This is a genomic window from Emticicia oligotrophica DSM 17448, assembly GCF_000263195.1.
Lineage (GTDB): Bacteria > Bacteroidota > Bacteroidia > Cytophagales > Spirosomataceae > Emticicia > Emticicia oligotrophica.
Genome location: NC_018748.1, coordinates 1772312 through 1792147 on the forward strand (window position 1 = coordinate 1772312; position 19836 = coordinate 1792147).

The 19836-nt window shown below is 37.2% G+C and carries 18 protein-coding genes; 14 read left to right on the forward strand and 4 right to left on the reverse strand.

Annotated features, from left to right (window positions below):
- From EMTOL_RS07355 to EMTOL_RS07405, 11 genes are all read left to right on the forward strand, one after another.
- On the forward strand, window positions 1-738 hold the full coding sequence (locus tag EMTOL_RS07355) for a WbqC family protein (protein ID WP_015028643.1): 738 nt from the start codon (window positions 1-3) through the stop codon (window positions 736-738).
- A gap of 12 nt (window positions 739-750) precedes the next feature.
- On the forward strand, window positions 751-1410 hold the full coding sequence (locus EMTOL_RS07360) for an acetyltransferase (RefSeq protein ID WP_015028644.1): 660 nt from the start codon (window positions 751-753) through the stop codon (window positions 1408-1410).
- A gap of 106 nt (window positions 1411-1516) precedes the next feature.
- Entirely contained in the window at window positions 1517-2401 is an 885-nt protein-coding gene (locus EMTOL_RS07365; protein ID WP_015028645.1) for a class I SAM-dependent methyltransferase, read from the forward strand.
- Window positions 2402-2490: 89 nt separating this feature from the next.
- Window positions 2491-3423: a glycoside hydrolase family protein gene (locus EMTOL_RS07370; RefSeq protein ID WP_041693983.1), complete on the forward strand. Its 933-nt coding sequence runs from the start codon at window positions 2491-2493 to the stop codon at window positions 3421-3423.
- A 79-nt stretch (window positions 3424-3502) separates the two neighbouring features.
- On the forward strand, window positions 3503-4309 hold the full coding sequence (locus EMTOL_RS07375; RefSeq protein ID WP_015028647.1) for a phytanoyl-CoA dioxygenase family protein: 807 nt from the start codon (window positions 3503-3505) through the stop codon (window positions 4307-4309).
- 271 nt (window positions 4310-4580) lie between these two features.
- Complete coding sequence (gene nagB, locus EMTOL_RS07380) at window positions 4581-6503, forward strand: glucosamine-6-phosphate deaminase (protein ID WP_015028648.1); 1923 nt, start codon at window positions 4581-4583, stop codon at window positions 6501-6503.
- A gap of 126 nt (window positions 6504-6629) precedes the next feature.
- The gene (locus tag EMTOL_RS07385; protein ID WP_041693458.1) at window positions 6630-9176 is read left to right on the forward strand and encodes a M14 family zinc carboxypeptidase; all 2547 of its coding nucleotides are present in this window, start codon (window positions 6630-6632) and stop codon (window positions 9174-9176) included.
- Between the two features lie 163 nt (window positions 9177-9339).
- Window positions 9340-9681, forward strand: coding sequence for a phage holin family protein (locus tag EMTOL_RS07390; RefSeq protein ID WP_015028650.1), 342 nt, complete (start codon window positions 9340-9342; stop codon window positions 9679-9681).
- Between the two features lie 90 nt (window positions 9682-9771).
- A complete protein-coding gene (locus EMTOL_RS07395) occupies window positions 9772-10410 on the forward strand; it encodes an REP-associated tyrosine transposase (RefSeq protein ID WP_041693460.1) in 639 nt (212 codons plus the stop codon).
- A gap of 223 nt (window positions 10411-10633) precedes the next feature.
- Window positions 10634-12079 carry an Asp-tRNA(Asn)/Glu-tRNA(Gln) amidotransferase subunit GatB gene (gene gatB, locus EMTOL_RS07400; protein ID WP_015028652.1) on the forward strand — a complete coding sequence of 482 codons (1446 nt, stop codon included), beginning with the start codon at window positions 10634-10636 and terminating at the stop codon, window positions 12077-12079.
- A 31-nt stretch (window positions 12080-12110) separates the two neighbouring features.
- Window positions 12111-13292, forward strand: a complete 1182-nt coding sequence (locus EMTOL_RS07405) for a TlpA disulfide reductase family protein (RefSeq protein WP_015028653.1) — start codon at window positions 12111-12113, stop codon at window positions 13290-13292.
- 77 nt (window positions 13293-13369) lie between these two features.
- Here EMTOL_RS07405 and EMTOL_RS21725 read toward each other — a convergent pair whose 3' ends face one another.
- The 3 genes from EMTOL_RS21725 to EMTOL_RS07420 form a co-directional block, all read right to left on the reverse strand.
- Window positions 13370-14224, reverse strand: coding sequence for a T9SS type A sorting domain-containing protein (locus EMTOL_RS21725; RefSeq protein WP_015028654.1), 855 nt, complete (start codon window positions 14222-14224; stop codon window positions 13370-13372).
- Window positions 14225-14340: 116 nt separating this feature from the next.
- The gene (gene mnmH, locus EMTOL_RS07415; protein ID WP_015028655.1) at window positions 14341-15357 is read right to left on the reverse strand and encodes a tRNA 2-selenouridine(34) synthase MnmH; all 1017 of its coding nucleotides are present in this window, start codon (window positions 15355-15357) and stop codon (window positions 14341-14343) included.
- Between the two features lie 7 nt (window positions 15358-15364).
- A complete protein-coding gene (locus EMTOL_RS07420; RefSeq protein ID WP_015028656.1) occupies window positions 15365-16081 on the reverse strand; it encodes a pyridoxine 5'-phosphate synthase in 717 nt (238 codons plus the stop codon).
- 452 nt (window positions 16082-16533) lie between these two features.
- Between EMTOL_RS07420 and EMTOL_RS07425 the strand changes: the two genes are divergently transcribed.
- On the forward strand, window positions 16534-16983 hold the full coding sequence (locus tag EMTOL_RS07425; protein WP_015028657.1) for a GatB/YqeY domain-containing protein: 450 nt from the start codon (window positions 16534-16536) through the stop codon (window positions 16981-16983).
- Between the two features lie 161 nt (window positions 16984-17144).
- On the opposite strand, the gene EMTOL_RS07430 is transcribed toward EMTOL_RS07425, so the two are convergent.
- A complete protein-coding gene (locus EMTOL_RS07430; protein ID WP_015028658.1) occupies window positions 17145-17687 on the reverse strand; it encodes a GNAT family N-acetyltransferase in 543 nt (180 codons plus the stop codon).
- Window positions 17688-17876: 189 nt separating this feature from the next.
- Between EMTOL_RS07430 and EMTOL_RS07435 the strand changes: the two genes are divergently transcribed.
- Both EMTOL_RS07435 and EMTOL_RS07440 read left to right on the forward strand, forming a co-directional pair.
- The gene (locus tag EMTOL_RS07435) at window positions 17877-18989 is read left to right on the forward strand and encodes an acyltransferase family protein (protein WP_015028659.1); all 1113 of its coding nucleotides are present in this window, start codon (window positions 17877-17879) and stop codon (window positions 18987-18989) included.
- A gap of 79 nt (window positions 18990-19068) precedes the next feature.
- Window positions 19069-19836: a DUF547 domain-containing protein gene (locus tag EMTOL_RS07440; protein WP_041693986.1), complete on the forward strand. Its 768-nt coding sequence runs from the start codon at window positions 19069-19071 to the stop codon at window positions 19834-19836.

The following is a 19836-nucleotide window of genomic DNA, read 5'->3' on the forward strand; positions in this document are numbered from 1 at the left end:
ATGATGGAAGAGACACTAAAGATAGAAAACGAGCCTAAACGTGTATTGGGAATCATGCAGCCTTATGTTTTCCCTTATATTGGTTATTTCCAGCTTATCAAGCGAGTAGATAAATTTGTTATTTATGATGATGTGGCATTTATCAACAAGGGTTGGATAAACAGAAATAATATTCTGATGAACGGAAAAGCCTCAATGTTTACGATTCCGCTCATTGGAGCCAGTCAGAATAAACTCATCAGAGAAATTGAAATTGACAATTTAGCAGCTTGGAGTAAGAAATTTTTCAAAACCCTTGAACAATCTTATAAAAAAGCTCCGTTTTATAAAGAGGCTTTTGGTTTGATAGAACAAGTTTTTAATTCCCCTGCCGAGAATATTTCCGCATTGGCCGTAAATAGCTTGAAAGAAACTTGCAAGTATTTAAAAATAGAGACAGAAATTATAGAAAGCTCGGTCATTTACCAAAATCAAGAGCTAAAAGCCCAAAATCGAATTTTGGATATCTGCAAACAAGAAAACGCCAACCACTACATCAACCCGATTGGTGGGATGGCTATCTACGACAAACAACTTTTTGCGGATAACAAAATCTTACTTAATTTTATCAAATCGAATGCCATTCAATACACTCAATTTAAAAATGAATTTGTGCCCTGGCTTTCGATAATTGATTTATTGATGTTTTGCTCGGTAGAAGAAATCAACGAACACTTAAATAAATTTGAATTAGTATAAAAACCTCAAAATATGGCAAAAGTTGTAGTTTTCGGTACAGAATTGGTGGCAGAATTGGCACACTATTACCTTACAAACGATTCAGAACATGAAATTGTGGCGTTTACGGTCAATAAAGAATATATCAAAGAAGATACTTTCTGTGGTTTACCAATCGTACCATTTGAAGACGTAACAACACTTTACCCGCCTACCGAATACAAATTTTTTGCTCCTTTGAGCGAACGAAAAATGAATCAAATTCGTGCAAAAGTTTATGCCGAAGCTAAAGAGAAAGGATATTCTTTTATTTCATATATCAGCTCGAAAGCAACAGTATTAACTGACCAAATTGGAGAAAATTGCTTCATTTTAGAAGACAATACCATTCAACCATTCGTGAAAATTGGCAATAATGTAGTGCTTTGGAGTGGCAACCACATTGGCCACCACGGCGAAATTAAAGACCACGTTTACTTTACGTCACACGTTGTACTTTCGGGCCGATGTGTGGTAGGTGAATATTCGTTTTTTGGTGTAAATGCTACTATTAGAGATGGTTGTACACTTGGCGAAGGCACATTAATTGCCATGGGTGCGAATCTTACAAAAACAAAAACCGAACCTTGGAGCATTTGGAAGGGAAATCCTGCCGTAAAAGCTGAGGTTTCGAGCAAAGATATTAATTTATAATTACCTTATTCTTGATAGATTCCGAACAACGTTTTTCAGGCACGACTTCGTAAACTTGTTAAATCTTTTCAAAAAAATACTTCTCATTTAAGAAAAACATTAGATAATGAATCAATTTTTTGACCAACTGATTTGCCCAAAAACACATACAAAACTTGTTTTATCGGCCGATGGCAAGACACTCAATAATACTTCAACCGAAGAACCCGTAAGCTACGATGTTAACGACATCGTTGATTTAGTTTACCCTCGCGAACTTTTCGAACAAGACCGCAAAGAACAAGTAGCTTATAATGATGCTCATGCTCGCTATGACCGTGGTGTTTCGTGGGTATTCGAATCACTTTACGCTAATGAAGCAGCTACTCGTAAACAAATGATTAGCCTCCTAAAGTTGAAACCCGGCATGAAAGTACTTGAGGTTGGTGCAGGTACAGGAAAAGATTCAGCTTATATCATTGATAAAGTTACGCCTGGTGGTCATGCTGTTTTATCAGATTTATCGCCAGCCATGCTAAGCCATGCGAAGGAAAAATTCGCCGATAAAAAAGATGTAACTATTGATTATTTTATTGGTAATGGTTCATATTTACCATTTGAAGATAACACTTTCGATGCCCTTTTTCATTTTGGTGGTATCAATACTTTTTCAGAAAGAGCCAAAGCTTTCGAAGAATTTAACCGTGTTGTAAAAGTTGGCGGACGAATCGTAGTAGGTGATGAAAGCGTTGGTGCATGGCTACGTGACCAAAAAACTTATCAAATCTTGATGGATGCCAACCCAATGTTTGCCGACCAAGTTCCGCTTCAAGATTTACCTAAAAATATCAAAGATGTAAAACTCCAATGGATTTTCGGAAATGGCTATTATGTACTTGATTTCCGCAAAACCAAAAAGGCTCCAAAGGTAAATGTAAACCTTCAAATTCCAGGAAAAGACTTCAAGGATAACTGGAAAATCAGAGCTGAACGCAATCGTAAGAATAAGTGATGGCTCGCATCTTATTGGGAGTTTTAAGCAAACAACACAGTAAAAATATGAGTAATATAAATAGTAATGAATTGGTAAATACTAGAGGCATTTGGCAAAAGAAAGGCCTAGTTTATAAACCAGATGGTAGCTTATCGCATAGTCGTTCGCATGCACAAGTGCCATACGCCTATAAACATGAAGACTTTCTGAGAGTTTATTTTTCTTCAAGAGATGATAGTGGCTACTCACGCCCAACTTTCATTGATGTAGATTACAATGACCCAAGCAAAATTCTTTACATCCACGATAATTTTGTTTTAGATTTAGGTGGCCCCGGCGAATATGATGAAACAGGAGCCATGCCTTCATGGTTTGTTCCACAAGCCAACGGAGATATTTGGCTGTATTACACAGGTTGGAATCGTACGCACAACTCGTATCGCCTTTCAATGGGCTTAGCCGTAAGTACTGACGGTGGCCTAAATTTCAAAAAAATGTTCCGTGGCCCAATCATGGACCGTTCTATTCATAACCCAATTTGGGCAGCACAACCTTCAGTCATGTATGTCAATGGTCAATGGATGATGTGGCATATTTCTGGTCAAAAATGTGAATACATTCATGGATACCCCGAACCATTCTATGATTGTAGAGTGGCTATTTCTGATGATGGTATTAACTGGAAATCTACAGGAGATGTAGCACTTCCTTTCGATGATTTCTTGCATGCGGTAGGTCGCCCGAGCGTTTTCCACGAAGATGGTATTTTCAAAATGTATTATTCTTATCGCCATACCCGTGACTACCGTACAGACCGTAATCAAAGCTACCGTTTGGGCTATGCTGAATCAGTAGATGGATTTAAGTGGGAACGAAAAGATGACTTGGTAGGCATTCATAAATCTGAAAACCCAGCAGATTTCGACTACCAAATGATAAATTATGCTCATTGCTATGAACATAATGGCAAGAAATATTTGTTATATAATGGTAATGGTTTCGGAGCGGCTGGTTTTGGCTATGCTGTTTTAGAAAAATAAATGCAAATAGCTGACCGATGTCATTCTTTCGAGAAAACATCAAAGGCTAATTTTGTAGCACCAAAAAGCAATATTTATCATGAGAGAACAATTCAATAAAGACGGTTATATCATTATCAAGAATTTCTTTTCAAAAGAGGAAATCAACAGAATTTATACTGAAGCTCGTAGCCTTTTTGCATTGCAAATTGAACGTGTTTTGGGTAAAAAAGTAGATATTAATGACCGTGATACTTTCGAACAAGCGATGTTCGATTTATTTGAAGCCGATTTCAATACTTTTGTAAATACTGGAAAACAAGCCCAACATCTTATTTCGTTGCACCACTTAGGCACAGACCCTAAGATTATCAATGTTCTGAAAGATTTAGGCTATGAATTCCCTAGCATCGGAGTTCGTCCAGCCATGCAATTCAATAGCCGTTATTTATCAAAAGGTGGTAGCCACTGGAAATTAGGTGCACACCAAGACTGGCGTACAGGTCAAGGCTCACTAGATAGTGTGGTTATGTGGTTTCCAATGGTTGATTGTGCAGCAGATTTAGGTGCTTTGCAAATCGTACCAGCCAGCCACAAAGATGGCCTTTTGAAAGCAGATACTTCTGGCTATTTAGGTAGTATTCAAGAAGCTATTCCAGAAGAAGACTACGTACAAACACAATTTGAAGTAGGCGATTTATTGGTTTTCTCGGCATTCTTAGTACACCGCTCAGGTGATAATATTACTAGAAATATCCGTTGGTCTATTCAACTTCGTTATAACAATATGGCTGAGCCTACTTTCCAAGAAAGAGGTTTCCCAATGCCTTATATCTATAAGCCAGAAGCAGAATTAGTTACACCCGATTTTCCGAAAAAAGAACAGCTCGAAGAGGTTTTTGCATAAACCCTTTCAGACAATTCTTTTAAAATAAGCAAAGCGTATCAAATCAAGACTAAAAGCATTATTTTATCTTGACTTGATACGCTTTTTGTGTATCTTCGCCATTATTGTTTCGAAAATTTATTGTGCACAATTAAAAAAATATTTTTTAATAAATTAAATTATAATAAATTTTTATATCTTTCAGCCTAAAATATGATGTTCGGAAATAAATAATTTTTACCTTTGTGAAATAATTTATTTTAGCGAACCAAACCTAAAACTACGACCAATAATGGAGCAACAGATTATTACAACTGACCCTATTGCTTACGAGAAGATTCCGACCAAAATTTTCAAAGACTCAAAAGAGGCCTCAAAAGCTGTGGCTGTTGAAATTGCCGACCTAATCAGAGAGCGTCAACGCCAAAACCGCAGCTGTGTGTTAGGTTTGGCAACAGGTTCTTCGCCAAAATCAGTTTATGCTGAACTCATTCGTATGCACCGTGAAGAAGGTTTGAGCTTCAAAAATGTAATCTCGTTTAACTTAGACGAATATTACCCCATGGAGCCTGATTCTTTGCAGAGCTACGTGCGATTCATGAAAGAGCAACTTTTTGACCATGTAGATATTCCAAAAGAAAATTATTTCATTCCAGACGGTACTGTACCACTCAGTAAAGTAAAAGACTTTAGTGAAGAATACGAAAGAAAAATTGATGCTGTTGGTGGATTAGATTTTCAATTATTAGGTATCGGAGCCAACGGACACATCGGCTTTAATGAACCAGGTTCTTTAGTAAACTCACGTACTCGCTTGATGATGCTCGACCACTCTACTCGTGTAGCGGCCGCATCTGACTTCGGGGGTAGTTTAGTAAAAGTACCGAAGAAAGCCATTACCATGGGCGTTTCGAAGATTTTGAGTGCTAAAAGAGTCGTTCTATTAGCTTGGGGCGAAAGAAAAGCACCTGTTATTGCCGAAGCCGTTGAAGGACGTGTAACCGAAACTATACCTGCTTCTTATCTGCAAACACATCCTAATGCAATGTTTGTCATTGACGAGCGTGCTGCCCATGAGCTTACTCGTATGAAAACACCATGGCTCGTTGAAGATGTGGAGTGGTCAAGCAAGATGGTAAAAAAAGCAGTAACCAATTTAGCCTTATCGCTTGGTAAACCAATCTTAAAACTTACTAACAAAGATTATAACGATAACGGCCTAAGCGATTTATTGGCCCGTCATGGACAAGCTTATGACCTAAACATTGATGTTTTCAACCAATTACAACACAGTATTTCTGGTTGGCCGGGTGGAAAACCAAATGCCGATGATACAAATCGCCCAGAGAGAGCATTGCCCGTACAAAAACGTGTAATTATCTTTAGTCCACACCCAGATGATGATATTATTTCAATGGGTGGTACTTTCCAACGTTTAGTTGACCAAGGGCATGATGTGCACATCGGTTATCAAACTTCGGGTAATATTGCCGTAGCCGATGATGAAGCCATCCGTTTTATTGATTTCGTAGTTGATTTTAACGAAAAATTTGGCATTGATAACAAAGAAACGCAGAAGCTTTTTGCTGATGCGAAAGAATTCTTGAAAAACAAAAAAGATAGTGATGTTGACACCGATGCGGTAAGATATGTAAAAGGCTTAATTCGTAGAGGTGAAGCGAAAGCAACTTGTCGTTTCGTTGGAATTCCGGAAGAAAATGTTCACTTCATGGATATGCCATTCTACGAAACAGGCCGAATTGAGAAAAAACCTTTAGGTGCAGAAGATATTGCGATTGTAGCTGATTTGATTGAATCAATCAAACCACACCAAGTATATGCCGCTGGCGATTTAGCTGACCCACATGGCACACACAAAGTTTGTTTAGATGCCATCTTTGCAGCCATCGAGCAACTCAAACACAAAAATTTCATGAAAGATTGTTGGGTTTGGTTGTACCGTGGAGCTTGGGCTGAGTGGGATATCCACGAAATTGAAATGGCCGTTCCGATGTCGCCTGACCAAGTATTGCAAAAACGTATGGGTATCTTCAAACACCAATCTCAAAAAGATGGTGTGGTATTCCAAGGAACTGATGCCCGTGAATTCTGGCAACGTGCTGAAGAACGTAACAGTGGAACAGCCCAACTTTACAATAAGCTCGGTTTGGCCGAATATGAAGCCATGGAAGCATTTGTAAGATGGAAATTTTAAGCTAAACCATTATTTTTCCTAAGTACTAATTTTCATTTGTCTATAAAAAAAGCCTCTACGTCAGAGGCTTTTTTGTTTTATTGGTTTTTCTACATTTCTTTGTTTGAAATATATAAACTTCTCGACATGAAAAAAAATTATATTCTCTACCTATTATTCGCTCTATTACTTGTCAATCAAGCCTTTAGTCAGGTTGCTGATAGCTATTATTTACCTCAAAATGTTAGCTATGACCCAAAAATTCCAACACCACAAAAATTCTTGGGTTATCAGGTGGGCGAACAACACGTAACGCCTTACGAAACAGTAAGCTACATGAAAGAGTTGGCTCGATTAACCAACCGCTTTAAAATTGAATCTTACGCTCGTACTTTCGAAAACCGTGAGTTAATCCTAATCACTGTTACTTCGCCTGAGAATCATGCACGTATCGACCAAATTAAGGCCGAGCACCAAAAATTGGTTAATCCTGCTCAATCTGGTAGTTTAGACATTCAAAAAATGCCAATCGTGGTTTGGATGGGCTATTCAGTACACGGCAATGAAGCCAGTGGAACAAACTCAAACCTAATGTCGGCATACTATTTAGCCGCTGCACAAGGAGCAAGTGTTGATTCTCTGCTCAATGAGGCAGTAATTCTTATCGACCCTGTTATAAATGCTGATGGTGGAAATCGTTTTGCCACTTGGGTTAATATTAATCGTAGTACCAATTTAGTGAGTGATATCAACAGCCGTGAATTTAGTGAAACATGGCCAGGAGGACGCTCAAATCACTATTGGTTCGACCTTAATCGTGACTGGCTTTACCAACAAATGCCTGAAAGTAAGGGCCGTTTAACTAAATTTTATGATTGGAGACCTAATATTCTGACCGACCACCACGAAATGGGTTCGGCTTCAACGTTTTTCTTCCAACCCGGTATTCCTGCACGTACGCACCCACTTACGCCAAAGAAAAATATTGATTTGACTATTAAATTTGGCAAATTTCAAGCTGCGGGACTCGACAAAATTGGTTCCGCGTACTACACGCAAGAAAATTACGACGATTTTTACTACGGAAAGGGCTCTACATTACCCGATGTAAATGGCTCAGTGGGCATTTTGTTTGAGCAAGCCTCTTCTCGTGGACATTTGCAAGAAACTGCTAATGGTGTTTTGAGCTTCCCATTTACTGTTCGTAATCAGGTAACAGCAACTTTCTCAACACTACGTGCCGCACGTGAAATGCGAGTGGAATTGCTCGAACACATGAGAAATTTCTACAAAGAAGCTTCTACTGATGCTGTAAAAGCCTACGTTTTTGGTGGAGGAAATGATGCTGTAAAAACTTGGGAGATGGTTAATATGCTTAAACGAAATCAGATTGATGTCTATCATTTAGCAAAAGACGAAACCCAAGATGGTATTACGTTTGGCAAAGGAAACTCATTCGCTGTACCAATGAATCAACCACAACATCGCTTGATTAAGTCGATGTTTGAGAAGCGTACGAAATTTGAAGATAGTTTATTCTATGATATTTCAGCTTGGTCTCTACAATACTGTATGAATGTGCCAACTGCTGAAGCAAAAACTGCAATTTCATTAGGAGAAAAAGTAGAAAAGAATGAATTTCCGAAAGGAAAAGTCTACGGAAAAAGCTCGTATGCATATCTTTTCGAATGGAACAGTTACTACGCTCCACGTGCTGCTTACGAATTATTGAAGAAAGGTTATAATTTGAAAGTAGCAACCGAACCTCTTTCGGCAGTTGTAGAAGGCAAAGAGCGTTCGTTCGATTACGGAACGATTCAAATTTTCAGTAATGGCTCTGACCCATCGGCACTTCTACAAACACTTGCCGAACGTGATGGTGTAGATTTCTACGCTGTTCCGACCGGTCTTACACCGCAAGGTATTGATTTCGGTAGTGAGAAATTCCGCAAAGTGCGATTACCTAAAGTATTAATGTTAGGTGGTGCTGGTGTACAATCAACGGATGCTGGTGAAATTTGGCACTTACTCGACCAACGCATCAATATTCCTTTAACAATTGCTGATATCGAAACAGCTAATCGTACTGGCTTAGAGAAATACACGCATATCGTATTGGCTGGTGGAAATTACAACGCACTTTCAGACGAAAAAATTAAACGTTTTGTACAAGGTGGTGGTGTTTTGGTAGCCATGACTGATGCTGTTGAGTGGGTTTCTGCTAAAAAAATAGCTAATATCACTATTAAAGAAAAACCAGACAATAATGGTAATGGCGAAAAACGCCCGTATAACCTCCAAGAAAAATATACGGGAGCTTTAGAAACGGCAGGAACTATCTTTGAAGCTAAAATAGACCCTACACACCCACTCTGTTTTGGATATCAACAAGGCAAATTGGCTCTTTTTAAAGATAATAATATCTTCATGGAAGACACCAAAAACCCTTATAATACACCAATGGTATTTACGGCGAATCCTCTATTGGCTGGTTATGTTCATCCGAAAAACGAAAAACTAATCAAAAACTCACCTGCGGCAATTACATTAAATGTGGGTTCGGGTAAAGTAATTGCATTATCAGAAAACCCTAATTTTAGAGCATTTTGGTACGGCACAAACAAATTGTTTTTGAATACGCTTTTCTTTGGAAACCTCATAGGCGGCGGACGCTTCGGCGGTGAAGAGGAATAAGTTTTAGTTTTGATTCTTTAATAAAATGGTTAAACTCGTTGGTCTCGACTTCGCTCAACCATCAAGTTTAACCATTTTAATTGGTCAATTTTTGAATTTATTTTTAATATTCACGAAAATTAGACTAATTTCCCAATAACAAAATACTAATAACTAAAACGAGATGTCTGATTTTTTGAAAATTGGTGAGTTAAAAGAAAACCTTATTAAACTCATCGAAGCAAAGTTTGAATTGACCAAACTCAACGTTCAAGATAAAATTGAGGGCATAGTAGTCAAAGCTGTTTACGCCCTTATGACTTTTATATTAGGTATCGTCGTGCTTATCTTTTTAAGTATTCTTCTTGCACTCGGCCTCAATCACTTACTTCATACCACATGGTTAGGTTTTCTGATTATGTTTGGCGTTTATGCCCTAATCCTATCTATCTTCATTTTTGCTAAAGATTCAGTTCAGCATACTATCAAAAAACGCGTAGAAGAAATAGTTGATGAACATCTGTAGGACAGGTTTTCAACCTGTCAAAAGTATAGAATTTGATTTATAATTTAACCACACAAATTGACAGGTTGCAAACCTGTCCTACAACAAAATATGGATGAGTTTCATGAGAGGCATCTCCCTCATTTTCAGCCACTTGGAGGTTTGTTTTTTGTAACTTTCAATCTTTATGGGTGTATCCCCAAAGAAATTTATCAACAATGGGAACATGAATTTCAAGTGGAAAAAGAAAAAATAATGCTATTTTCGAAAAGTAAAAATGAAGATTTAGAGCGATTGAACAAAATAGCTTTTGCCAAAAAAGATAAATTTCTTGATACCTATTCTGGCGGAAAACATTTTCTTAAAAGTGAAACTTTAGCAAAAATTGTAGCAGATGCTCTGCATTTCTGGGATGGTAAACGCTTTGAACTTTTTGCCTACTGCATTATGTCAAATCATGTACATGTAGTGCTAAGGCTATTCAATGATACAGAAATATCTACCCCACCATATCTCCAAGAAATCATGCACTCAATCAAACGATTTTCTGCCCGTGAATGTAACAAGCTATTAGGAGAAACAGGTAAGTTCTGGCAAGATGAAAGTTATGATAGATTGATTCGTAATGATGAAGAATTACATAAAATTTTAGTGTATGTTTTAAATAACCCTGTAAAAGCTGGTCTTTGCCAACAAATGAAAGATTGGAAATGGTCGTACATCAAAGACGTTTACAATCATATCATGTAGGACAGGTTTTCAACCTGTCAAGGGCGTAGAAAATGCTTATTCCCAAAGATATTGGCAAGTTTTCAAGCTGTCAAATGTGTAAAATGTGTTTATTTCCAAAATTATTGACAGGTTACAAACCTGTCCTACAGTTTTTTCGACTAAAAACCATAAATTTGTACATTATAAAGAATACAGTTTTCTAAATGGCATTTATTTGCCATTCCATAGATAAAAATCCTTCATGAAATACGAAATTGTCATTGGCTTAGAAGTACACTGCCAACTTGCAACAGAGAGTAAGATATTTGCTTCAGATACCAATAAGTTTGGTAGCGAACCCAATACTAATATTAGTGTAATTACGCTCGGACACCCTGGTGTCTTACCAAAATTGAATAAGAAAGCAGTCGAATACGCCATCAAAATGGGTTTGGCTTGTGGCTGCGAAATCAACCGCAATAATTATTTCGACCGCAAAAACTATTTTTACCCAGACCTTCCAAAAGGTTATCAGGTTTCTCAAGATAAATATCCAATTTGTAAAGGAGGAGCTATCAAAATTCGCCTTAAAGAAGGCAAAACTTTTAAAGAAAGAGCATTAGAGCTTCACCATATTCACCTTGAAGAAGATGCAGGAAAATCAGTACATGATGGTAGCGATACTTTCACACTACTCGACTATAACCGTGCGGGAACGCCACTCGTGGAAATTGTTTCGGAGCCATGTATGCGTAGCCCAGAAGAAGCTGGTGCCTATCTGAACGAAATTCGTAAAATTGTACGTTATTTAGGTATCTGCGATGGTAATATGGAAGAAGGCTCAATGCGTGCCGACTTAAATATTTCAATTCGTGAAGAAGGTACAACAGAATTTGGAACAAAAGTTGAGATTAAGAATATGAATTCGATTCGTAATCTTCAACACGCCGCCGAATACGAGTATAAACGCCAAGTAGCATTATTAGAGTCGGGTGGGAAAATTATTCAAGAAACACGTATGTTCGATGCTGATAAAGGACAAACCTATAGCATGCGTGTAAAAGAAACCATGAACGATTATCGTTATTTCCCAGAGCCCGATTTAGCACCAATTCGAATCTCGGATGAATGGATGAACGATATTCAATCAAAAATGCCAGCCCTTCCGAGTGAATTATTTGAGAAATTCACGAAAGAATTTGGTATTCTTGAAGAACATGCCGTGACGATTACAGATAGCAAGGAAATGGCTGATTACTTTGTAGAAGCTTGTAAATACTCAGAAAACTACAAAGCAATATCGAATTGGCTTACCTCTACAATCAGAGGATACCTAAACGAAACTGGCATAGAAATTACTGAATTTAGCCTCAAGCCAAGTCAGTTAGCGGAAATTATCGCTTTGGTAGATGCCAATAAGATTAGTAGTTCGGCAGCCGCTCAAAAGCTTTTCCCCCTGATGCTCGAAAACCCAACGGCTTCAGCATTAGCTTTAGCAGAAAGCAATAATTTGATTCAAGAAAGCAATACTGACACACTTCAAGCGTTAATCAACGAAGTTCTAGCAGCCAATGAAGCTAAAGTAAAAGAGTATAAAAATGGCAAAAAAGGCTTATTGGGTATGTTTGTAGGCGAAGTAATGAAGAAATCAAAAGGTTCAGCTGACCCAAAACGCACCAATGAATTATTGATGAAAGCCCTACAATAAATCAATGAAAAACTATATAATTATTATATTCATGAAAAACATCATCATCGCTACGTGCTTGATTATCAGCGGAATGGCTTGCCAATCGCAACCTCAAGCTAATAAGCCTACTGGTACCGAAAGTACTTATAGCATTAGTGGCAAGATAAAATCAGTTGTAAGTGGTAAGGTTTATTTAGAAAGAATGAACGACCGAAATATTGCTTTGAAAATTGACTCGGTTGCAGTTTCTCCTGATAATAGTTTTTCATTTAAAGGAAAAATGACCGAACCGGGTATCTATCAGCTAAACATTGCCAATCAACAAATTATTGGTTTAATTTTAGATGGTGGCGAAACCCTAAACATTGTAGCGGATGGCTTCAATACGCCCGATAAACCTGGCACTTTTTCAGTAGATGGTTCACCTACCATGGCTAAGTTTAATCAGGTAGTGAGTGAATCACAGAAGTTTCGTCAGACTCAGATGGATTTACAAAACCAGTTTGATGTAGCGACTCAGAAAAAAGATGAGAAAAAGAAGAAAGATATTCAATTCAAATATCAAGCAGAAGAAGATAAATATAATGCCACCATCAAGCCAATTATTACTGAATTAGGGACTTCATTGGCTGGCTTAATTGCTATCAACAATTTCTTAAATCCTGAAAAAGATTTTGAAATTTTTGCTAATGCCGCAAATCAATTAGAAAAAGAAGGCAAAAACCATTTCTTCGCCAAACTTTTTATTCAAGATGTAAAGCGTAGAAGTGCTGGCTCTGTTGGTGCAGATGCTCCCGATTTCTCATTGGTTGATTTAGATGGAAAAACCGTAAAGCTTTCTGATTTAAGAGGCAAAGTAGTCGTACTTGATTTTTGGGCAACTTGGTGCGGTCCTTGTATTATGTCGTTTCCAGGCATGAAAATGTCGATGGATAAATTCAAAGATAATCCGAATGTGAAGTTCTTGTTTGTGAATACGTATGAGCGTGTAAGCACAGAACAATGGAAATCTACAGTTGCTAATTTTGTTAAACAACGTGGCTACACTTCGTTCCCAGTGATTCTAGATATTGGTGGAGATGTGGCTGGTAGCTATGGAGTGAATGGAATTCCAGCAAAATTCTGTATTGATAAAGAAGGTAAAATCAAATTCAAAAGTACAGGTTATTTAGGCTCAAATGACGCAATTGTCAATGAAATGACACATTGGGTTGAAGAAGCAAGTAAGTAAGTATCACTGTTTATATATAACGACGGCATGGTTCAAAACCATGCCGTCGTTTCTTTTTCTAATTTAAAGCAAAAAAATTATTTTTCATTCGATGGTAAAACTACACGTTTAACATTTCCATCTTCACCTTGCGTAATCATCACGAAAACTATTCCGCTTTTTTGCTTACCAATATTTATTTGTCCAACGTATTCGCCTGTAAAATCTTTGATTTCTTCCTTAGCAACTACATTACCTTTGATATCTAAAACCTTAATACTTACATCACCTTTTTGAGGGGCGTTGAAACGAACATTTAAAATTTCGGTCTTAGGGTTATTTGGATAAACTTCTACACCACGAATTGTTTTACTTCCTGAGCTAATATTTCTATCGAACATCATGATATTATCAGGAATAGTACGGAACTCAAATTTCAAATCTTTGCCCATATCTTTCATGGTTTCTTTCAAACTTTCCATATTTCCATGTAGTTCATGCGAAAACTCTTCACTATCAAAAATCTCACCTTCTCCTTTACCACTTTTCTTATAAACTCTCACTTTAGGTCCTACTTCTCTTCTGATTACAATATCTTCATTGCCATTGCCTTCTCCTTTAAACTCATAACGTCGCTCAATACGTTTACCGTCATTTCTTTCGATATTGATATTTGAGTTTGAATTATTGTCTACTTCAATCTTTACCCCTTGTGCTTTACCTTTGTTAAGTGCCAAAACCGAATCTTTAAATTTCTCAATCATTTCCTCTTTTTGGCTACTCGATAAACCCGAGCCATTAAATACTTTTTCGCTAATGGTTGTTTTTCCTTCAACTTCTTGTTCGATACGGACACGAATCTTCTCTTTTTTCTCCTGTGCAAATGAAATAATGGGTGCGGCACATAACATCAAAACTGTGCTTTTCTTCATAAGTGAAAATATAGCTTTCATAATTTTACTGTTTATATATTTTTAAATAATGGTTAAATGGCATACGGATAAACCAAATGTTATACAAACATAGAGGTTATATGCTTACATTACTCGTTAAAAAGTCTTAAAATATGTTAAAAACTATCTATAAGTAGCTGAGCAGCAACTGATGGGTTATTTTCGGTGATAGAAATAGTAGTCACCTTTGAAGGCTCTCGCTTCGAAAGGCCATGAAGATATGTTTTGTCGTAATAGTTTAGAGCAATATCAACCCCAAGCTCAAAATCACTCTTTTCGAGGGCATCAACCGCAGCCTTATGGTTTTGTCCTCCTAAATGTTTCAATATTCGGTCGGTAGCAGCTTTTAAATCATTAGTAGAAAACTGAGCATATTCTTGAACTAATCGCTTAATTCTAATTTCTTTCGAAACATCTATAAAAGCCACTCTGCTCGTACGCATAAGCTGCCAAAGAGGGTCTGGCACATTACAACAACCAATGTTTCGACTTTCATCTTCAATCCAAATACGACGAGAAGGGTCTAACTGGCTCACGTGAGTAAAAAGCTCATTCTCAAACTGTTCGGTGGTAGGTTGGGGCTTTTGTCCAATCATTCCAAAAGAAGAGCCTTTATGATGTGCTAAGCCCTCTAAATCTATGATTTGTTCACCTTTTTTAGCTAATTCGTATAAAATTTCAGTTTTCCCACTTCCTGTTTTTCCGCCTAAAACAATGAGGTCAAAAGGCTGGCTTAATTTTTCGAGTGCGTAAGTACGATATCTTTTATAGCCACCAATGAGAGTATATACTTGCATACCTGCCGAAGCCAGTAAAGTAGCAAAACTTCCACTTCGCATACCGCCACGCCAGCAGTGGACTAAAACTTCGCCATTTGGAGCAACTTTTCTCGACTTTTTTACAAAACCCGATAACTTTGGTCCGACAATATCAAGCCCTAATAAAAAAGCAGATTCTTTGCCAACTTTCTTGTAGCGAGTACCTACCTCTGCTCGCTCGTGATTTTCGAAAAGTGGAATATTGACAGCCTCAACGATGTGTCCACGCTCAAACTCTCCCGGCGAACGCACATCAATAATTGGCAAAGTTTTCGACTTTTCAAGAAACTGCTCTACAGAGATAGGTTTTGTCATTATATTATTATTCTAATTCACGCAGATAAAGTTGGATTGTATTCTCTAAACCAAAATAAAGTGCATCGCAAATCAAGGCATGCCCGATTGATACTTCCAATAGATTCGGAATACTTTCTTTAAAATAACGTAAGTTCTCAAGACTCAAATCATGTCCACCATTCACACCTAAACCTACATTTGCCGCCATTTGTGCTGCCTTCACATAATCTCTTACCGCTTCCTCACGATTTTTAGAATAATGGTGAGCATAGCTTTCGGTATAAAGTTCAATGCGGTCGGTACCTGTTTCGGCGGCTCCTTCAACCATTTTTTCGATAGGATCAACGAAAATCGACACTCGACAACCCGCACTTTTAAAAGTAGCAACTAAATCTTTTAAGCGTTCTCTGTGAGTAATTGTGTCCCAGCCCGCATTTGAAGTAATCGCATTGAGGGCGTCAGGAACGAGAGTCACTTGGGTGGGTTTGTTGGCTAAAACTAGCTCAACAAATTTCTTTTCGGTAGGATTTCCTTCAATATTAAATTCGGTCGTAATTACTTCTTTTAAATCATATACATCTTGGTATCTGATGTGGCGTTCGTCGGGGCGAGGGTGAACCGTAATCCCTTCCGCTCCAAATTTTTCGCAATCAATCGCAACCTGCACCACATTCGGTTGGTTTCCACCCCGAGAGTTTCGCAAAGTTGCTATTTTATTTATATTGACTGATAGTTTTGTCATACTGCTCTTTAATCTGTTTCTTTAAAATCATAATTTTCCAAACGAGTAGCAACCCCGATTTTAGGTATTAAAATAAGTAATTAGTAAAGCCTCATTTTACCTATCTATTACCTTTACAAGTTTGATTTTTTGGTAATAGTAAGGATTTTCCCTTACTTTTGCCAAATTATTGCTCGGAACTTTGCTGACTGTGGTAAAGAAATAACTAATTTGTAGCTAAAATCAGTTCCCTACTTTTACCAAAATAATGCTCATGTCTGATTTTTCCAGCCTCTCCGTGTGTTTGAGAAACGATTAATTCAATTCGATTGTTTTACAAATAAGCTATAACCACATTTTTAAGACCTTGAACCAAAAATTTATACGATTTTAGTTGAAGGTACGCTAAAATTCATCAACGAAATAAATAAAATAGTAAACACCGATTTTCATTAAAATTAAATATTAAAAAAATGTCTTTAAAAACAGAAATCGACGGACAAATAAAAGCTGCGATGTTGGCTCGTGAAAAGGTAAGATTAGAAGCTCTTCGTGATATAAAAAAATTGATTCTTTTGGAAGAAACAAAAGAAGGAAAATCTGGAGAATTGACGGCTGATGAAGAAATGAAATTACTTACCAAAGCTGCCAAACAAAGAAAAGATTCTTCTGAAATCTATCGTCAACAAAATCGTGCTGATTTACTTGAAAAAGAATTAGCTGAATTGGCAGTAATTGAAGAATTTTTGCCGAAACAACTCTCAGAAGAGGAATTAAAAGCAAAATTACAAGAAATTATCACTCGTGTTGGAGCTTCTGCCCCTTCTGATATGGGTAAAGTAATGGGTGTAGCAACTAAAGAATTGGCTGGCCTTGCCGATGGTAAAATAATCTCGGCTACAGTGAAAGCTTTGTTAGCTTAATCTAACGTGAGTTAGGGTTAATATTACATAAAATACTCCGTGACTTCCTTGCCTCAAAAGCCCCAACGGGTCGAAATATTTTGACCCGTTGGGGCTTTTGAGGAGATTATAGCATATATTTCTACCAATATTAAGTTCCTTTGAGGAAAATTAGACTCATTTTAATTCAAGTTTTTCTTCATCGTCACCATTCCCTTATATTCTTCTTTCATTTGCTCAAAAGTTAGTCGAGAAGTTCCGCATATTTCAAAACCTAAGCTTTCATAAAATCTGATTGCATTTTGGCTACTATCCATCGCCTTCAACCAAACATAGTCTTTTTGCTGCTGGCGAGCCATTTCAATGGCAAAATCCATGAGTTTTCTACCAATGCCTTGTCCTGTTGCTTCATTTGTTAGATAAATCCGCTCAATTTCAAAGCCTACACCTTTTTGGTCGGCTAATTGATTTTGTGGGCGAAGCTTAAGAAAACCCACGGGTATTTCATTGACAATAGCGAAGAAAAATAGATTTTTATCATCAGCCATTTCATCGCTTAATTGTTGGGTATTAAAACACCTTTGGGCATACCATTGACCATGGTCAAACCACAAATGTTTGTAGTGGTCGAAATAAGCACGGGTTGCTACTTCTGAAAAAACCTCAATATCTGAATTGTTTATCGTTTGTATTTTTAATGCTGTCATGATTGTAAAATTCATCATAATGATTCTATGCAAATTCGCTTAGAAATTAATGTTACAAAAGTACATGTATTACGAAGTTTGCTCATTTTTGTTCGACATTCTACGCATAGATATAAAATTATTTTTTGAAGAACTGAAAAACGCAAAAATCTTTTCGAATCATAATCGAAATTCAGTATATTTGAAAATCACCCTAATCGACCTAAAATGAGCTCTTCAAGTTCTACACAAAGACTTTATTCACTCGATGCCCTTCGTGGTTTTGATATGTTTTGGATTATGGGCGGAGAAGATTTTTTTCACGCTCTTAGCGAAGCTACTCACCATCCGGCAGCCATTTGGATAGCCACTCAACTTTCGCACGTTGCATGGAATGGCTTCCGATTTTATGACCTCATTTTCCCATTATTTTTATTCATTTCTGGTGTATCTACCCCTTATTCGGTAGGCCGAGAAATAGAAAAAGGTATTGATAAACAAGCAATACTACGCCGAATCATCAAACGTGGACTAATATTAGTTTTACTTGGCGTCATCTACAATAATGGTTTACAAATAAAAGAACTCTCACAAATACGTTTCCCGAGTGTTTTGGGGCGTATTGGTTTAGCCTATATGTTTGCTTGTATTATTTATGTTTATGCAAGTCAACGTTGGCAATATGTGTGGTTTTCGGGTTTACTGATTGGTTATTATTTAATCATGAAATTTAATGCTGCACCGGGTTTTGTTGCGGGTGATTTGACAATTCAAGGCAATTTTGCATCTTGGGTTGACAGAATGTTGGTACCGGGCCGATTACACTTAAAAATTCATGACCCTGAAGGGCTTTTCTCAACTATTCCTGCCATAGGTACAGGTTTATTGGGAATTTTTGCAGGAAATTACTTGAAGAATGTAACTACTAAAACACCCACACAGAAAGCAGCTACTTTAGCAATATTAGGTTTGGTTTGTTTGATTATTGGTGGGAGTTGGGGAATCGTTTTCCCGATAAATAAAAACCTATGGACAAGTTCGTTTATGCTTTATGCTGGTGGATGTAGCCTTTTACTGCTTTCTTTGTTTTATTTTATCATTGATGTGCTTCAATACCAACGTTGGGCGTTTTTCTTTACCATCATCGGACTAAACTCAATTTTGATTTATATGTCTGGCCTTGTAATAAACTGGTATTATGCAGCTAATGGACTTTTCCGTTGGTTAGCTCAGTTGGTTGGCGAAAATTATCACGAGGTAATCATTGCTCTTGCCGTTATTGCCATCAAGTGGGCATTCCTTAGAGCCATGTATCATTATAAGATTTTCTTGCGAGTATAGTTTTAATCAAACTTTTTGTTCTTCTAAAACGTATATGAATAAAAGGTTTGAGATACTGAAAGAAAAAATGATACAGAAAATGAAAATCACGAGCTTATTAGTAATTATACTCTTGGCGGTAAGCAGCTGTTTTGCTGTAAATGCTCCTACTTCAACGGCCGACCCAATTAGTCATGAAATTTGGAATGGCCTATTGAAAAAATACGTTGATGCAAAGGGCTTCGTGAATTACGGTGGTTTTAAGAAAGACCAAGCAGAGCTAAGAAAGTACCTATCTTTGCTAGAAAATAATGCCCCAAACGAACGCTGGAGCAAAGAAGAGAAGTTGGCTTATTGGATAAATGCCTACAATGCGTTTACTGTACAATTGATTCTCGACCACACCGATGAAAAAATCAAGAGCATCAAAGATATTGGCAGCAAGGTAAAGATTCCGTTTGTGAATACTCCTTGGGATATTAAGTTTATTAATATTGGCGGAAAAAAACTGGATTTGAATAATATCGAGCATGGCATTATTCGTAAGGATTTTGATGAGCCTCGTATTCATTTTGCCTTGGTTTGTGCCGCAAAATCTTGTCCACCGTTGCGAAATGAGGCTTTTATTGCTTCTAAATTAAACCAACAACTCGACGACCAAGGTTTTGACTTCTTGAATGATTCTTATAAAAATCAAGTTTCAGCCAAAGAAGCCAAACTTTCAAATATTTTCAACTGGTACGGTGGCGATTTTAAAGATAAAATGTCAGTAATCGATTGGGCGAATAAATACGCCAAAACAAAGGCAAACAAAGATGCCAAAATCTCATATATGGATTATAACTGGGAATTAAATGGGAAGTATTAA

Excerpts from the sequence above, each read along its gene's own strand:
- EMTOL_RS07355 (WP_015028643.1), top strand. The coding sequence starts at position 1 with ATGATGGAAGAGACACTAAAGATAGAAAACGAGCCTAAACGTGTATTG.
- EMTOL_RS07360 (WP_015028644.1), top strand. The coding sequence starts at position 751 with ATGGCAAAAGTTGTAGTTTTCGGTACAGAATTGGTGGCAGAATTGGCA.
- EMTOL_RS07365 (WP_015028645.1), top strand. The coding sequence starts at position 1,517 with ATGAATCAATTTTTTGACCAACTGATTTGCCCAAAAACACATACAAAA.
- EMTOL_RS07375 (WP_015028647.1), top strand. The coding sequence starts at position 3,503 with ATGAGAGAACAATTCAATAAAGACGGTTATATCATTATCAAGAATTTC.
- nagB (WP_015028648.1), top strand. The coding sequence starts at position 4,581 with ATGGAGCAACAGATTATTACAACTGACCCTATTGCTTACGAGAAGATT.
- EMTOL_RS07385 (WP_041693458.1), top strand. The coding sequence starts at position 6,630 with ATGAAAAAAAATTATATTCTCTACCTATTATTCGCTCTATTACTTGTC.
- EMTOL_RS07390 (WP_015028650.1), top strand. The coding sequence starts at position 9,340 with ATGTCTGATTTTTTGAAAATTGGTGAGTTAAAAGAAAACCTTATTAAA.
- EMTOL_RS07395 (WP_041693460.1), top strand. The coding sequence starts at position 9,772 with ATGGATGAGTTTCATGAGAGGCATCTCCCTCATTTTCAGCCACTTGGA.
- gatB (WP_015028652.1), top strand. The coding sequence starts at position 10,634 with ATGAAATACGAAATTGTCATTGGCTTAGAAGTACACTGCCAACTTGCA.
- EMTOL_RS07405 (WP_015028653.1), top strand. The coding sequence starts at position 12,111 with ATGAAAAACATCATCATCGCTACGTGCTTGATTATCAGCGGAATGGCT.
- EMTOL_RS21725 (WP_015028654.1), bottom strand. The coding sequence starts at position 14,224 with ATGAAAGCTATATTTTCACTTATGAAGAAAAGCACAGTTTTGATGTTA.
- mnmH (WP_015028655.1), bottom strand. The coding sequence starts at position 15,357 with ATGACAAAACCTATCTCTGTAGAGCAGTTTCTTGAAAAGTCGAAAACT.
- EMTOL_RS07420 (WP_015028656.1), bottom strand. The coding sequence starts at position 16,081 with ATGACAAAACTATCAGTCAATATAAATAAAATAGCAACTTTGCGAAAC.
- EMTOL_RS07425 (WP_015028657.1), top strand. The coding sequence starts at position 16,534 with ATGTCTTTAAAAACAGAAATCGACGGACAAATAAAAGCTGCGATGTTG.
- EMTOL_RS07430 (WP_015028658.1), bottom strand. The coding sequence starts at position 17,687 with ATGATGAATTTTACAATCATGACAGCATTAAAAATACAAACGATAAAC.
- EMTOL_RS07435 (WP_015028659.1), top strand. The coding sequence starts at position 17,877 with ATGAGCTCTTCAAGTTCTACACAAAGACTTTATTCACTCGATGCCCTT.
- EMTOL_RS07440 (WP_041693986.1), top strand. The coding sequence starts at position 19,069 with ATGAAAATCACGAGCTTATTAGTAATTATACTCTTGGCGGTAAGCAGC.